Annotated in this window: 11 protein-coding genes; 4 read left to right on the top strand and 7 right to left on the bottom strand. The window is 72.4% G+C overall.

Translation table 11 applies throughout. The features are described from left to right. Window positions 1–111 precede the first annotated feature (111 nt). Window positions 112–1764, bottom strand: coding sequence for an acyl-CoA dehydrogenase family protein (locus ABTZ59_RS22070; protein ID WP_351409639.1), 1653 nt, complete (start codon window positions 1762–1764; stop codon window positions 112–114). A gap of 17 nt (window positions 1765–1781) precedes the next feature. Here ABTZ59_RS22070 and ABTZ59_RS22075 point away from each other — a divergent pair, with 17 nt between their 5' ends. Next, window positions 1782–2948: a YihY/virulence factor BrkB family protein gene (locus ABTZ59_RS22075; protein WP_351409646.1), complete on the top strand. Its 1167-nt coding sequence runs from the start codon at window positions 1782–1784 to the stop codon at window positions 2946–2948. Window positions 2949–2957: 9 nt separating this feature from the next. On the opposite strand, the gene ABTZ59_RS22080 is transcribed toward ABTZ59_RS22075, so the two are convergent. The 4 genes from ABTZ59_RS22080 to ABTZ59_RS22095 are packed head-to-tail and all read right to left on the bottom strand — an operon-like array spanning window position 2958 to window position 10013. Beyond that, window positions 2958–6620: an SAV_2336 N-terminal domain-related protein gene (locus ABTZ59_RS22080; RefSeq protein WP_351409656.1), complete on the bottom strand. Its 3663-nt coding sequence runs from the start codon at window positions 6618–6620 to the stop codon at window positions 2958–2960. Continuing rightward, window positions 6610–7614, bottom strand: coding sequence for an AAA family ATPase (locus ABTZ59_RS22085; RefSeq protein WP_351409671.1), 1005 nt, complete (start codon window positions 7612–7614; stop codon window positions 6610–6612). The genes ABTZ59_RS22080 and ABTZ59_RS22085 overlap by 11 nt, the downstream gene beginning before the upstream one ends. Window positions 7615–7668: 54 nt before the next feature. Then, window positions 7669–9633 (bottom strand): VMAP-C domain-containing protein, encoded by a 1965-nt coding sequence (locus ABTZ59_RS22090; protein ID WP_351409678.1) that lies wholly within the window; start codon window positions 9631–9633, stop codon window positions 7669–7671. Further along, on the bottom strand, window positions 9630–10013 hold the full coding sequence (locus ABTZ59_RS22095; protein WP_351409685.1) for a CU044_2847 family protein: 384 nt from the start codon (window positions 10011–10013) through the stop codon (window positions 9630–9632). Before ABTZ59_RS22095 ends, ABTZ59_RS22090 begins: the two co-directional genes overlap by 4 nt. Window positions 10014–10186: 173 nt before the next feature. Here ABTZ59_RS22095 and ABTZ59_RS22100 point away from each other — a divergent pair, with 173 nt between their 5' ends. Further along, window positions 10187–10927 (top strand): helix-turn-helix domain-containing protein, encoded by a 741-nt coding sequence (locus ABTZ59_RS22100; RefSeq protein ID WP_351409693.1) that lies wholly within the window; start codon window positions 10187–10189, stop codon window positions 10925–10927. On the opposite strand, the gene ABTZ59_RS22105 is transcribed toward ABTZ59_RS22100, so the two are convergent. Then, complete coding sequence (locus ABTZ59_RS22105) at window positions 10867–11274, bottom strand: VOC family protein (protein WP_351409700.1); 408 nt, start codon at window positions 11272–11274, stop codon at window positions 10867–10869. The two genes, ABTZ59_RS22100 and ABTZ59_RS22105, sit on opposite strands and share 61 nt — an antisense overlap. Window positions 11275–11482: 208 nt before the next feature. Here ABTZ59_RS22105 and ABTZ59_RS22110 point away from each other — a divergent pair, with 208 nt between their 5' ends. Both ABTZ59_RS22110 and ABTZ59_RS22115 read left to right on the top strand, forming a co-directional pair. After that, complete coding sequence (locus ABTZ59_RS22110) at window positions 11483–12436, top strand: response regulator transcription factor (protein ID WP_351409710.1); 954 nt, start codon at window positions 11483–11485, stop codon at window positions 12434–12436. Further along, window positions 12429–13544: a sensor histidine kinase gene (locus ABTZ59_RS22115; RefSeq protein WP_351409721.1), complete on the top strand. Its 1116-nt coding sequence runs from the start codon at window positions 12429–12431 to the stop codon at window positions 13542–13544. Before ABTZ59_RS22110 ends, ABTZ59_RS22115 begins: the two co-directional genes overlap by 8 nt. Window positions 13545–13686: 142 nt before the next feature. Here the strand turns inward: ABTZ59_RS22115 and ABTZ59_RS22120 are convergent, their stop codons facing one another. Continuing rightward, window positions 13687–14577: a S1 family peptidase gene (locus tag ABTZ59_RS22120; RefSeq protein ID WP_351409728.1), complete on the bottom strand. Its 891-nt coding sequence runs from the start codon at window positions 14575–14577 to the stop codon at window positions 13687–13689. Window positions 14578–15274 lie beyond the last annotated feature (697 nt).

A 15274-nucleotide genomic window follows, 5' to 3' on the forward strand; every position in this document is an offset into this window, starting at 1 on the left:
GACCGCGGGCGAGTACGTGAAAGTGAAAACAAGTCAGGGGTGGTGCCGTGTCGGCGCGGCGCCACCCCGGCTTGCCGCCGGACAGCGCCAGGGCCTGTCCGGCGGGCCCCGTCAGCCGACCGGCCGCGCCCGGTCCACGACGGACGCCAGATCGAGCGTGGGGGGCAGCGTGCCGAAGGCCGTACCCCAGTCCCCGCCCAGCCGTGAGGCACAGAACGCGTCGGCCACCTCCGGCGGTGCCCAGCGCACCAGCAGTGAGCCCTGGAGCACCAGCGCCAGCCGTTCCACCAGCCGCCTGGCCCGCGCCTCGATGCCGGACAGATCCGCCAGTTCGGTCAGCAGCCCCTTGATCGCGCCGTCCAGCCGGTGATCGGCTCCGCGCGCCTCGCCGACCTCCTGGAGCACCGCGTTCAGCGCCTCGGGTTCGCGCTGGAGGGCCCGCAGTACGTCAAGGGCCTGCACATTCCCCGATCCCTCCCAGATCGAGTTGAGCGGTGACTCGCGCAGCAGCCGCGGCATACCCGACTCCTCCACATAGCCATTGCCGCCCAGGCACTCAAGCGCCTCGGCCACGAGCGGCGTACAGCGCTTGGTCACCCAGTACTTGGCCGCGGGCACCGCGAGCCGCAGAAAGGCCCGCTCCCGGTCCGCGCCGTCGCCGCCGTCCTGGACGGTGTCGTACGCGGAGGCCAGCCGCAGCGCGAGCGTCGTCGCCGCCTCCGACTCCAGCGCCAGATCGGCCAGCACGTTGCGCATCAGCGGCTTGTCGATCAACTCACCGCCGAACGCGCGGCGATACGTGGTGTGATGCACCGCCTGCGCCACCGACTGCCGCATCAGCGCGGCCGAGCCCAGCACACAGTCGAGCCGGGTCGCCGCCACCATCTCGATGATGGTGCGCACCCCGCGGCCCTCCTCGCCGACCCGGCGCGCCCACGTCCCGTCGAACTCGACCTCGGCGGACGCGTTGGAACGATTGCCCAGCTTGTCCTTGAGCCGCTGGACACGGAACACATTGCGGGTGCCGTCGGCCAGCACGCGCGGTACGAGGAAGCAGGTCAGACCGCCGGGCGCCTGCGCCAGCACGAGAAACCCGTCGCACATCGGCGCCGAACAGAACCACTTGTGCCCGGTGAGCAGATACTCCTCGCCCGCGTCCAGCGGCACCGCCCGCGTCGTATTGGCCCGTACGTCGCTGCCCCCCTGCTTCTCCGTCATGCCCATCCCGAAGAGCGCGCCGGCCTTCTCCCCGGCGGGCCGCAGCCCCGGCTCGTAGCGGTGGGAGGTCAGCCTCGGCTCCCACTCGGCGGCCGGCGCCGGATCTGTGCGCAGGGCGGGGACCGCGGCGTGCGTCATCGACACCGGACAGCCGTTCCCGGCCTCCACCTGCGTCCAGACGAAGAAACCGGCCGCACGGCGCAGATGGCCGCCCGGCCGGCCCCAGGCGTCGGTCAGCCCCACCTCGACCGAGCGTCCCAGCAGCCGATGCCAGGCCGGATGGAAGTCCACCTCGTCGATCCGGTTCCCGTAGCGGTCATGGGTGCGCAGCTTCGGGGGATTCTCATTGGCCAGCGCACCCCACTCCTGGACCTCGGCGGATCCGGCGGCCCGGCCGAGGGCCGTCAGCTCCGCGCGGGTCACATCGAGGAGTGCGGGCGCGCTGTGCCGCTCCACGCCCTCGGTCAGGGCCCGGTCGGCGTTGAAGACGTCGTACCCCACCAGGGGCGGAACCTGGTTGGTCACTGTGTGGGTGCTGGCTGCCATGCCGATACGGTAAGGAGGTGCAGGCAGCAAAAGAAACACCCGAGCGGCCAGCGGGTCGACTCCACCGGGCCCGAGTCCTCTATCGCGACGTATCCAAACGGAAGATGGCCTGGCTGCTGCTGAAGGACACCGTCAACTCGTGCATCGAGTACCGCATCCTGGGGCTCGCGGCCGAGGCGGCGTTCTTCACCCTGCTCTCGCTGCCCCCGCTGCTGCTCGGACTCATCGGGCTGCTCGGCTATGTGGACGACTGGACCAACACCACCACCGTCGCCTCCATCGAGAAGAACATCCTCTCAGCGGCCGGTACGGTGCTCTCGGAGCGAGGCGTCGACGAGATCGCCAAACCCCTGCTGAAGGACATCACCCATGGCGGGCGGCCCGATGTGATCTCGCTCGGCTTCGCGATCGCGCTGTGGTCCGGCTCCCGCGCGGTCAATGTCTTCGTCGACACCATCACCGTGATGTACGGGCTCGACGGCCGGCGCGGCATCGTCGCGACCCGGCTGCTCGCCTTCCTGCTGTACCTCGTGGCGATCGTGATCGGCGCGGTGGTGCTGCCGCTCGCGGTGGTCGGCCCCGACCGGGTCGTCGAGCTCATCCCCTGGGGCACGGAGGTCGTCAGCATCCTCTACTGGCCGGTGGTGATCCTGCTCTCCATCGTCTTCCTCACCACGCTGTACCACGTGTCCGTACCCGCACGCTCACGCTGGATCGAGGACCTTCCCGGCGGTCTGGTCGCCCTGGGGATGTGGGTGCTCGGCAGCTTCCTGCTCCGGATCTATCTTTCCAACGCCGTCGAGGGCCCCACCATCTACGGCTCCCTCGCCGCCCCCATCGCCGTGCTGCTCTGGATCGGTGTCTCCGCGTTCGCGGTGCTGGTGGGCGCGGCGGTCAACGCCGCCATCGACCGGGTCTGGCCGTCGGTCGCCACCGCGGCGGCGCGGGCGGCCAACGAGCGGCTGCGCGCCGCCCAGGCGGCTGAGCTGGTGGCCCGTACGGCAGGGATCGAGGGGCAGGAAGGGCCGCAGGACGACGATGTGACCGATCCGGACATGCCCTCGGAGTTCCCGGAGCGATGGTCCAGGTTCCTGCCGCCCGACGATGTCAAGTCGCGGATGAGGTCGGGGCTGCACGGGACACGGGACAACCGTGACAAGGACGGGAACGGCCAGGGGAATTAGAGCCAGGTCCTAGGTATCTGTGTTCTCGTCCTCGGCGGCGGTATCACCGCCGCCGAGGAGACGGCGCCACCAGGACGGCCGGCCAGGGGGCTGGGGCGGCGCGTAGTGAAACACCCGGTACCAGACCACATGGATGGTTCCGTCCTCGGCCGCCGTGTCGAAGGGGAGGTAGCCCTCGGGCGCGCCGGCGCGCCGGTACAGGTCGTCCCGTAGCCCCAGCGTCATGGCGATCTTCCCGAACCCCAGGCCGCCCAGTGATCCCAGGGCCGGGGACTTCCGCTCCAGTTCCAGCGCCAGGGGGTCCGGCGGCCCCGAGTGGAGATGGACGGTCAGCGCCACCGGCAGCGGGAAGAGCAGACGCGACATCCCCTCGGTGAGGGTCGGCGCGAACGGGTCGGTGAGCCGGTCGAGCACCTGGGCCAGGGTGTATTCCGGTGCGGCCGCGACCCGGAGCAGGGTGTCCGGCACCATGGCGGTGCCGCGCTCCTCGAAGACGCCCGGGTCGCCGAACGCCTCCCGGCACGCCCGCCGGAGCCGGGGGATGAAGAACAGCGAGGCTTCGGTACGGGTGTCCCGGGGGACACCGAACAACTCGGCGCCACCGATGGAGAGGTGGACATCGTCGCCCTGGACGATCTCGGGCCGGGCCTCCACCGGGGCGCCGGTCCCGGCCGCGGGCGCGGCCTGCCGCGGGGACATGGCCCCCTGCGGGGGTAAAGCCTGCCACCACGCCGTGCCCGGCTCCGGCAGCGCGTCGCGCGCGGCCTGCAACGAGTTCCGCCACCTGCGCAGTCGCGCACGCTCATGCTTCGCCCAGGCGCCCTCGACGCCTTCCAGCGGCTCGCCGTACCAGCCCCCGAGCGCCGTCTCGTACAGCTCGGCGGCGCGCTGTGTCTCGCCCGCCTCCGCCGCGAGACGGGCGTCGGCGGCCAGCCGCTGCGCGACGGAGAGGTCCAACTCGGTTTCGAGCCGCAGACGGTAGGCCCCGTCGGGTCCCTCCACGGCATGCCCGTTGTCCAGCAGGACATCGAGGACGTCCGTGACGAGGGCCTCGTCCCACGGCGATCGCACGCTCCCCAGCGCGAGGCCCAACTCCTCCCCGGACACCGGCTCGTCGCCCGCCAGCAGCAGTCGGCTGAGGACGATCCGCCCGGCGGGCGAGGCGGGGGTACGGTCGCGCCCGCCGTGGAGCGCCCTCAGCGGCCCCAGTACGCCGTACTGCCACGTGCTCCCCGGTACGCGCGACCTCAGCGCGTCGGCGCCGCGTCGGCGGGTCTCGGGGACGTCGGAGAGGAGATTCAGGATCGGCGCCTCCAGTGAGGGGGGTGGCCGTCGCGTCGGTGGCGGGACCTCCGCGGTACTGAGGGGGCCGTGGCCGGTGGCGAGTTCGAACAGCACACGGCCCAAGGCATGGAGTGCGTCGTGGACTTCGTCGTGGGCTTCGTCGTCCCGATGGGCGCCCCCGAGGCCGAGGAGCTTCACCGTGCCGTTCGGCAGCCGGATGATGTTGGTCAGGGAGGGGGGCTCCGCCCGGACGTTCTTCTCTCCGGCGTAGGACAGCACGTCGAGCACCTGTGACGCGATATCGATGATCTCGCCCACGGGGAGCGGACGGTGCCCGTTCTTCACCATGAGTTCGCGGAGGGTGCTCCCCTCCAGAGGCTCGCTGACCAGATGGACGACGCCGCTGTCCGTGCCGCTCTCCTGAAGCTTCACCACACCGGGGTGCCGCAGCCAGGTGAGGGAGTCCTGCTCCGATCGCGCCATCGCCCAAAGGGATTCGCGGGTCGTCCCCGGGTGGGCGAAGATCTTGACGAGGACCGTGCGGTACTGGTCGCGCGCGCGCCACACCACCCCGTGCGTGCCGCGATCGAGGATGTCCACCGGCCGGTACCGCCCGGCCAGCGGCCACGCGTCGTGCCCTGGCTCCGGCGCGGATCCCCGGAGCAGCCGTACGCTCTCCCGGCTGACCAGTGCGAACGGTTCGCCCGCCGCCCGGCCGGGACCCGCCGGGCCGCCGACGGACAGCAGCGCCCGGAACTCGCCGCGCGCCGCTCCCGCGCGCGATTCGATCACCGCCCCCACCCGTTCGAGCAGGCCGACCGTGTGGGCCAGCCCCGTACGCGGCAGCGCACCGAGCAGCAGCTCACGCACGCCGGGGCGGAAGTCGTAGGAGCCCGCGGGGCCCGGAACGGCCGTGAGCATGCCGCTCAGCACCACCTCCGCCAGATGCTGCGGCTGCGGATGCTCCTCGATGGCCGCCTGTACGAGTCGCATCACCGGCAGGTGCGGTGGGCCCACCGCCAGATGGGCCGCCAGCCGGACCGCCTGCGGGGAGGCGACCGAACGGAAGCGCAGCACCAGCTCCCTGGCCGACAAGTCCCCGTATATAACCCCGGCCTCGTCCTGCCCGTCCCCGTCTCCGCCCTTCCCGGGGAGCGTCGCGGAACGCCCGGCCACCGGTCCGGCGGGCAACAGGGCCGCCGCTCCCGGGAATTCGGCCCCGGCCGGGGAGGCCACCAACCCGGCCCAGTGGCCGAGCCACTCCGCCGTCGGTTCGAGCACCGGCACGGGAACGCCCCGCGCCTCGCCGTCGTATGGTGTGAAGCCCAGCGCGCTGGTGGGCGCGCCGGGACCGGCCGCCGTGAACAGCCCCGGCACCGGCTCCGGCGGAGTGTGCCGCCACATCCGCTCCGGCAGCGGCTGGACGACGGCCACCGGGACTTCACGGATCCAGCGCCGCAGCGTCGGATACCACCGCCGACCCGCGTCGCCCGCCGCTCCGAACACCTCCGGTCGCCACTGCGGACCCATCGTGTCGCTGAGGACGAGCACGATCGTCCGCCCGGGGGTCCACTGCCGAGGGGGTACGAAACCGTCCGCGCCGAGCCGTACCAGCTCCACCGTACGGAACGCGCCCGTCTGTCCGAAGGCCGTGTACAGATCGCGCGCGAGCGGCTGCCACATGGCCATCGTCGGGCCGCAGTCGAGGACGAGCCGCAGATGGAGCCAGCGCTCCGGCGCGGGCCGCAGCTCGGGCAGCCAGCGGCCGCGCCGGGCGCCGAGCGAGGCGATGCGGTGCGCGGTGCCCGTCTCGTCCAGTTCCCGTTCGCGCGGCGACGGCACGGTCCTGCGCAGCGGACGCAACGCCCGCTGGATCGCGAGCGGATGGGAGATCATCGGCGGGGCGGGGGCGAGCACCTCGGCCCGCGCGTCCGCGGCCGGGGGCGGCGAAGCCGGTTCGGTGCGCGGGGGCACCGCCCGGCTGTGCAGGGCGATCCTGTCGTCGGTGTGGTTCGGGGAACGGGGATCGCCGGGACGCGGGTACGGCATGGCCCCCCCTGGGGGAGTCCCCCCGAGCATCCCGGGCACCCCGATTCCCCCGATCCCCCCGATCCCCCCGGGTTCCGGGCTCCGAGGAGCATCGTGGGAGATGGTCATGCGCTGGGTCTGGGCACTCGACCCGAGCGGCGGGAAAATGCCCTCGGGGCCGGCTTCGGTGGCGGTTTCGGGCTCGGCGTCCGGCTCCGGCTCGGGCTGTACCTGAGTCGCCAGCCACAGCACCTCGGCCAGTTCCCTGCCGGTGGGCGGGTCACCACCCGCCGCCGTCAGCACCTCCCGCAGCGCGGCCAGTTCGGAGAGCGCCCGGTCTGAAGCCCGGTCAGAAGTCATCGGGTTCCGGCGTCCGGCTCAGATAGCTCATCAGCCGGTCCGCGAGTTCGTCGCGCGTCGGCGCTTCGAGCCCCGAAGTCCGCGCCAGATAGATGGCGTTGAGCAGCTGGTCCGTCGCCAGCTCGCCACCGCTGCCGCGCTCCAGGAAGCGGTGGACCAGCTCCCGTGCCTGCCCGTCGAGCGGGCCCAGATGCGCCTGGACGATGGCCTCCAGATGCGCCGCCTCGGGCTGCTTCAGCTCCAGCGTGACGCAGCGCCGCAAGAACGCCGGCGGGAACTCCCGCTCCCCGTTGCTGGTCAGGACGGTGAACGGGAACGCGCGGCAGCGCACCCGTCCGCGTTCCAGCGCCACCAGCCGGTCCGCGTCGGCGACCAGCACCTGCGCGGTGGAGCGGGTCCGCGCGGCGCGCACCAGCTCGGGGATCTCGTACTGGCCCTCCTCCAGGATGTTCAGCAGATCGTTCGGGAGATCGAGATCGCTCTTGTCGATCTCGTCGATCAGCAGCGCCCGGGGCCGCTCGTACGGCAGCAGCGCCGTGCCCAGCGGGCCGAGCCGCAGATGGTCCTCGATGTTGGTGTGCTCGGGATCGCCGCTCTCCGGGCCCCGGCCCGCCGCGTAGAGCCGCGAGAGCGGGTCGTACTGGTAGAGCCCGTCGCCGAGCGCGCTCCGGCTGGTGATGTTCCAGCGCAGTACGGGACCGAGCCCCAACTCCCGTGCCACCGCGTACGCGAGGCTCGACTTGCCGCTGCCGGGGGGACCCGTCACCAGCAGGGGCCGCCGCAAGTACAGCGCGGCGTTGACCAGTTGGACGCTCTCTTCCGTCGCGCGGTACGCCTGCGCGCGGTGCGTCCGGTCCGGCGAGGGCGCCGGGTCGTCCTGGGGCGGCTCGATCACGGGACCGCCGTTGAAGGCGCGCCAGGGCGGCGGCTCGGGCAACCGTCCGATGCCGTCGTGCGGTTCATCGGCTCCGGTGTAGACCGGCCACAGGGGCATCGCGTTCTCCAGGTCTCGGCTTCGGCGGCGTCGGGCGCTCTGTTCGGCCGGGGCTCAGCCGACCGGCATCGTGCTCAGCGGGGGAACATCGGGGAACCACCGCGGATCCTCCCAGACGAAGGAGAGGTCGGCCGCCCAGTGCGGCTCGGGTCCGTCGTGGCCGAAGGCGCTCTTGCGCAGCTCGAAGATCAGCTCGGGCAGATCGCCGGGCGGCAGCACGGAGAGCTGGTCGGCCAGGGCGTTCAGGAACGCGGCACCCCGGCAGGAGCCGCCGCACGCCGCGCCGTCGGCGCAGCCCGTGCGCGGCCACAGCACGATCGGTGCCGGGGCGTCCAGCACCGCGGTGTGCAGCCGGTCGCGCGGACCCTTGGGCGGTCTGGTCAACCCCACCGGTCCCGCCACGTCCTGGAGTTGTACGGTCAGCCACTCGGGCCTCGCGGTGCCCGCGCAGTTGACCCCGTAGACGACCGAGCCCGGCTGCCGGTCGAGCGTGTCCCACATCTTCTTCAGCCGGAACTGGAGCCGCTTGTTGGCCCGCCGGTCGTGGTCCATCACCACCACCGGCGCGACACACCCCAGCGGTGTGCTCATCCCCTTGCGCGCGCTCCACTGGTCGACCGGCTTGTTGAGCCAGCGGCGCGGCAGGGCGAACGCGATCAGCTCCCTGCCCTCGGTGTCGATCTCGGCGAACGCGTCGTCGATACGGTCCAGCACCCAGGCCCGGACCTCGCGCTCCGCCAGCCGCTTCTCGCCGACCAGCCGTCGGCCGCCGTCGCGGTACGCGGAGACCTCGACCAGCAGCGCGCCGCGGTCGGCCCCGCTGCGCTTGATCTCGACGAGGATCGGCGACCAGCGACGGGTGGCGGGGTGGACGGGCGGCGCCCCGAGGGCCGGCCCCGGGACCGGCGCCAGGGCCGGGGCGGCCGCGTACGGTACGGCGTGCTCCGCCGAGAGCGGTGCCGCGTGCGGTACGGCGTGCTCGGCCGCGTGCGGAACGGGCTGCGATGCGACGTGCGTCGCGGCGTGCTCGCCTGTGTACGACGGCGTCGGTGGCGCATGGCTGAGCAGGCCCACGGCCTTGTGGCTCGGGGCGGGCGGCGCCACGGGCGGTGGGTCGTGGCGCGCGCGGTGCGCGCGGGACCAGTCGCGTAGCTCCGCGCCCAGCGTCTCGTCATCGACCAGCCCGGCCAGCCGCACCATGAGCTCGGCGAGCGGCAGCGCTCCCGGCTCCGGCCGCCGGGCCTCCGACAGCAGGAACCAGACCGCCGCCCAGAGGCTGCCCGGCTCACCGGGCGGCGGCTCGACGCCCAGCGGTCCGGCGGCGGCGCGCAGCAGCGCGCCGAGGGCCCCGGCGCGCGCGGGCGAGCCGACGCGGGCCACCAGTTCGCGCAACAGCCGCTTCTCCTCCCTCGGATAGCCGGGGGTGGGGACGAGTTCGGCGAGCGGCGCCCAGTGCCGCGCGAGGATCCGCGCCGGGATCATCCGGCTGGTGTGACTCACCGGGTCGTGCGAGACGACCATCCCGGCCACCGTGCCGGTGCCCTCCAGCATCACGGCGGCGCCACTGAAGCCGTGGTCGGTCTCCTGCCCGTAACCGCGCCAGCCACCCAGCTGTGCCCACTCGTCGCGGATCAACTGGCTGGAGACGGAGCGTAATTCGCTCTGCACGCCCTCTTCGCCGTAGCCGTAGGGGAAGCCGTACGCCACCAGCTTCGGCGCGGGCGAGGCGTACGGCGCGTCGAGCGGGGCGAAGACCGCGGGGGCGAGGGCCGGCGGCCGGGCCAGCTCCAGGACGGCCAGATCGCCCGGGTCGCGGTCCCCGCCCGCCCAGGCGTCTCCCCGTACGACGACCCTGGCCGGTACGGGGGCGAGCCCCGGGGCGCCGGGGAAGACCACCGATGCCCAGTCGCCTGCCACCACATGGGCGCAGGTCAGCACCGTACGGTCGGAGATCAGGAAGCCGGAGCCCACCGCCCCGTCGGTGTCGATCCTGGCGTGCCAGGCCGGAGAGCGCGTCACTGGCCCCCCGTTCCCTGACTCCCCGCCGATCCGGGGTCGCCGGTGCCGGCGGCCGGGCCATCGACGGCGCCCGGCTGCCACGAGAGCTTGACCGTCATATGGCCCTCGGCCGAGGTCTTGGCGATCACCGCACCCGCCTCCGCCATCAGCTTCACCCCGAACTCCAGCTCCACGGCGTCCGGTTTGAGCGAGCCGTCCCGGAACACCGCGAGGGCGGATTCCGCGGCCGAACGGATCCCCTGGAGCGCCTCGCCGAACGTATGGCCCGCCTGCGCGAGGGAGTTGCCGCGCGCCACCGGTCTGGCACCGGGGGTGTCACGGTCGACCTCCACCACGACGGTGGCACCGCTGTCGGTGGTGAACTCCATCAGTGCCGTCATCGTCGCCCCCGCGATCGAAACATCTCAGGTCCCGCCGGACCCGCCGGACGCCCATTCTGGATCAATGGCCCTCTTCCCGGCGAGGCTTTGGTGTCTTTCGCTCGGATCGGCCGCGAGGCGTGGTGCCGGGGTACGCGGCCCGACCCAAGAGGAAAGGTCCTAACCTGATCCGTATGTACGAGGAACGGACATCGCGGCTGGACGGCGCGATGGTCTGGACACGGACGGTACGGGCGGACGACGGCGCCCCTGCCTATCCGGTGCTGCCGGACGGCTGTATGGACCTGCTGTGGATCGGCGGCAGACTGCTGGTCGCGGGGCCCGACACCCATGCGTACGCCCCTGCGGGGATCGACGGGCTGTACTGCGCCGGAGTGCGCTTCGCGCCCGGGAGCGCGCCGACGCTGCTCGGCGTGCCGGCGCACGAGCTGCGCGACCGGCGGGTGGAGCTGGCCGACCTGTGGTCCCCTGCCGAGGTGCGCCGGCTCACCGCCCGGCTGGCGGCGGCCCCGGACCCGGCGGCGGCCCTGGAAGCCGTGGCACTGCGCCGGGCCGCCGTGACGGGACCGCCGGACCCGCGGCTCCGGGCGGTCGTCGACGCCTTGGAAGCGGGCCGTACGGTCGCCGCCAGCGCCGACGCCGTCGGCCTCGGCGCCCGGCAGCTGCACCGCCGCTCGCTGGACGCCTTCGGCTACGGGCCCAAGACCCTGGCCCGGGTGCTCCGGCTCCAGCGCGCGCTGACGCATGTACGGGAAGGGGCGCCCTTCAGCGACGCGGCGCTCGCCGCGGGCTGCGCCGACCAGGCGCATCTCGCCCGGGAGACCCGCGAGCTGACCGGGCTCACCCTCGGTGCCTACGCGGCGCTGGCGAAGAGAGAGACCGCGCAGCCGTCCGGGTCGAGGACCACCGCGTAACGCTGTCCCCAGACCGCGTCCCAGGGCTTGAGATGCCCGGTGTGCCCGGCCGCGACCAGCGCCTCGTACGTGGCGTCCACCTCGGCAGGACCGGCGCAGAGGAAGGCGAGTCCGATCCGCTCGCCGCCCTGCGGCCGGGTCCATCCCGGGTCGTAGGAGCGGACTGTCTCCTCCGTGTCCCAGAGGACCCGGAGCCCGCTGGGCAGCGTCGCCTCGGCGTGGGGCGCGGCGTCGGCGTCGGCGGGGACATCCACACCGAGCAGGCGGTAGAAGGCGAGCGAGGCGGCCATGTCGGAGACGACCAGGCCGATGGCGTCGAGTCGCGGTGCGCGTGGAACGGTAGTCATGCGTTCACCGTAGGACCGCGGGCCCGCCGGGTCTTGAACGAATCGGACGTGCGGGGTCGGACGCGTGTGGTCCGACGCGTGTGGTCGGACGCATGTGATCGGACGTACGGGCCGGACGTACGGGCCGGACGTTCGTGGTCCGATGTGCGCGGCTCGATGTGCGCGGCTCGATCCGGGGCCGTCATGGTTTCGTAAGGGGTGGGGGGCGATGCACCGGCCACCGCCCGAGGAGACTGGACGTATGCACACCATCCTGGTCGTCGACGACGATCCGACCGTCGCCGAGGTCGTCACCGGCTATCTGGAACGGGCCGGTTTCTCCGTGGACCGCGCGGCCGACGGCCCCCAGGCACTGCGGCTGGCCGCCGCCCGCCCGCCCGCTCTGGTGGTGCTCGATCTGATGCTGCCCGGCATGGACGGCCTGGAGGTGTGCCGACGGCTGCGGGCCGCCGGTCCCGTACCGGTGATCATGCTGACGGCCCGGGGCGACGAGGACGACCGGATCCTCGGGCTGGAGATAGGGGCGGACGACTATGTCACCAAACCCTTCAGCCCCCGGGAACTGGTCCTCCGCGTCGAGTCCGTCCTGCGCCGCCACGGCGGCGACCAGGGGCGCGCGACGGGCGTCGCGGAGCCCGGGCTGCGCCGGGCCGGAATCACCCTGGACCCGGCGGGCCGCCGCGCCACCAAGGACGGCCGGCCGCTCGCGCTCACGCTGCGCGAGTTCGATCTGCTCGCGCACCTCATGCGCCATCCGGGGCTCGCGATCGGCCGGGAGACGCTGATGCACGACGTCTGGGGATGGGAGTTCGGCGACTTGTCGACGGTCACGGTGCATGTACGGCGGCTGCGCGGCAAGATCGAGGACGACCCGGCCAGGCCCCGGCTGATCCGGACGGTCTGGGGTGTCGGCTACCGCTTCGACGTGCCGTCCGACGACGCGTCCGACGATGCGTCCGACGACCAGGGCGACGGCCCGGCCTCCGCGCCTGGTTCCGTACCCGCGACTTCCGCGGCTTCCGCGGCTTCCGCGGCGCCCGTACCGGCACCCGCACGCGCCCCAGCGTTGGAATCCCCACCACCGGAATCCCCACCGGAATCCCCACCCGTATCCGCGTCCGTGGCCACACCCTTCGACGGGAGCCGAGCGCACCGTGCGTGACATGGCGCTGATCGCGCTCTTCGCCTTCCTCGGTGCGGCCGCCGCCGGTCTGCTCGGCGCGCTGGTGCTGCGGCTGCTGCGGGACCGCTCGGTCGCCGTCGCCCTGACCGTCGTCGCCGCCGTCACCGTCACCGCGATGCTCGCGGGCACGCTCGTCGTCGCCCAGGCGATGTTCCTGTCCGCCCATGACCTCTCCGTCGTCACCACGGTCGTGGCGATGGCCGCGGTCGTCTCGCTGGCCACCGCGCTGCTGCTGGGGCGCTGGGTGGTGGCCCGCAGCCACGATCTGACGCTGGCCGCCCGCTCGTTCGGCGACGGCGGCAGCTTCGCCGCGCCCGACGGTGCCTCCACCGCCGAACTCGCCGCCCTGGGACGCGAGCTGGCGGCCACCAGCGCCAAACTCACCGCTTCCAGGGAGCGCGAACGGGCGTTGGAGACATCCCGGCGTGAGCTGGTCGCCTGGATCTCGCACGATCTGCGTACGCCCCTCGCCGGGCTGCGCGCCATGTCGGAGGCGCTGGAGGACGGTGTCGTCCAGGACCCGGACCGCTACTTCCGCCAGATCAGGGCGGAGGTGGAGCGGCTGAACTCGATGGTCGGCGATCTCTTCGAACTGTCCCGTATCCACGCGGGGGCGCTGGCGCTCGCCCCGACCCGGATGTCGGTGTACGACCTGGTGGGCGAGGCGCTCGCGGGCGTCGATCCGCTCGCCAGGGAGCACGGGGTGCGGCTGGTCGGCGGCCGGGTGGAGGCCGTGCCGGTCGAGGTGGACGGCAAGGAGATGACCCGTGTCCTCGCCAATCTCCTGGTCAACGCGATCCACCGGACTCCGGCGGACGGCACGGTCGCGGTGGCCGCGGAACGGCGCGCGGGCTCCGTCGTCCTCTCCGTGACGGACGGCTGCGGCGGTATTCCGGCCGAGGATCTGCCGCGGGTCTTCGACACGGGCTGGCGCGGCACCCAGGCGCGCACCCCGCCCGCGGGCGCGGGCCTCGGTCTGGCGATCGTCCGGGGCATCGTGGAGGCGCACGAGGGGCGGGCCGAGGTGCGCAATGTGACGGGCGGCTGCCGGTTCGAGGTCACGCTGCCCGCGGCGGCCACCGGCTGACACCGGCGGCCATCGGCACGGTGCGGGGCCGCGCAACGGGACACGACACAAAGGAACACGACACAAAGGACACGACACAACGGGCCGCGCACCAGGTGCGCGGCCCGTCGGGCTGTACGAGGAAGGGTGTCGCTGGTGTCGCTTAGAAGACGCTGACGCCGTAGGCGTTGAGGGCCTCGACGACCGGCTGGAAGAACGTGGTGCCGCCGGAGGAGCAGTTGCCGCTGCCGCCGGAGGTCAGGCCCAGCGCCGTGCTGCCGGCGAAGAGCGCGCCACCGCTGTCGCCGGGCTCGGCGCAGACGTTGGTCTGGATCATGCCGTAGACGATCTGGCCGCTACCGTAGTTGACGGTCGCGTTCAGGCCGGTGACCGTACCGCCGTGGACACCGGTGGTCGAGCCGCTGCGCCGGACGCTCTGGCCCACAGAGGGGTTGGCGGCGCTGGTGATGTCCTGGTACGTGCCGTTGTACAGGTACACCCGGCCGTCAGCCGCCGACGGGTTCGAGTGCTGGATGATGCCGTAGTCGTTGGTCGGGAAGCTCGTACCGGCACGGGTGCCGATGCTCCAGGAGCTGCTGATGTTGGTGCAGTGTCCGGCGGTCAGCGCGTAGTACGTCGAGCCGCTGCGGACGTTGAAGCCGAGCGAACAGCGGCTGCCGCTCGTGGTGATGGCCTCGCCACCGGCGATGAGCTTGTTGAACTTGCCGGGGGTGTGCTTGATCGTGACGCCCGCGGCGTCGCCCACGGAGTCCTTGATCGTGGCGATCTCCGAGTCCGTCACCGTGCTGTCGACGGTGACGACGACCTTGCCGGAGGCCTTGTCCGTGTACCAGGCCGTACCGGCGATGTCCGCTTCGGCGATGGCGGCGCTGGCGGTGGCGAACTGCGCCGCGGTCGGCTGGGGGGCCGGGGCCGGGGCGGCGACGGCCGACGGGGCCGCAAGCGCGACGGCGGTCACCAGACCGGAGGTGACGGCGAGAAGCCGAGCTCGTCTGGAAACCGCGCCGAGGGGGGAGAAGCGCTTGAAGGTCACAAAATCCTCCATTGGTGGGGGCAAAGCGTGGCCCGTTGGGTGAGCGGGCCGCTGGGGGATGCGGTTGTCCACAGCCATTCGGTTTTGGCCGTGAACCTGTCAACCGCACGCTCCGAATCGTTGACTCCGTTTGCTTTTGAAGCAAGGCCGAGTTCTGGACCGACGGCGGGGATCGACCGACGGCGGCCCGGGTCCCCCCGAAGTCATGGGGTCGAGGGCCCTGTTGGTCGGTCCATCGGTCCGGTCGAGGGTGTCTGCGTGAACTGCTGCAAAGCCCGTGCCGACGGCAAAGCACCGGCAAATATCCCTCAAAGCCCACGCCAGACGGGGGTTTGTGTTCTGACGTCATTCGGCCACGCGAAGACTCATCACAAACACATATGCTTCACCGAGGGTGTCGGATGGATGACCCAGCGGCTTCAAGTAGCCGGGGAGGGGCGGCTGATCGATCGTATCTATGCGCGTCCGTCGCCCGTTTAGGTGCCGTACCACCGAATTGCCCTCGTGTTGATCATGGCTGAATCTCGTCGGTGCGGGCATGGAATGGTGCGCAACGGCCCGAGACCGTACGGTGATTCGACCGGCGGGGCGCTCTTGCGTACCGGAGTGACGTGTGCTGCCAGTGGGCCGGGGCGGACGACCGTTCGGCCCCTCGGACGGGCGAGGCGGGTGGGCGGTCGGAGTTGGCCCACGACCT

It is taken from the genome of Streptomyces sp. NPDC094034 (genome assembly GCF_040303865.1).
Taxonomy (GTDB): Bacteria; Actinomycetota; Actinomycetes; order Streptomycetales; family Streptomycetaceae; genus Streptomyces.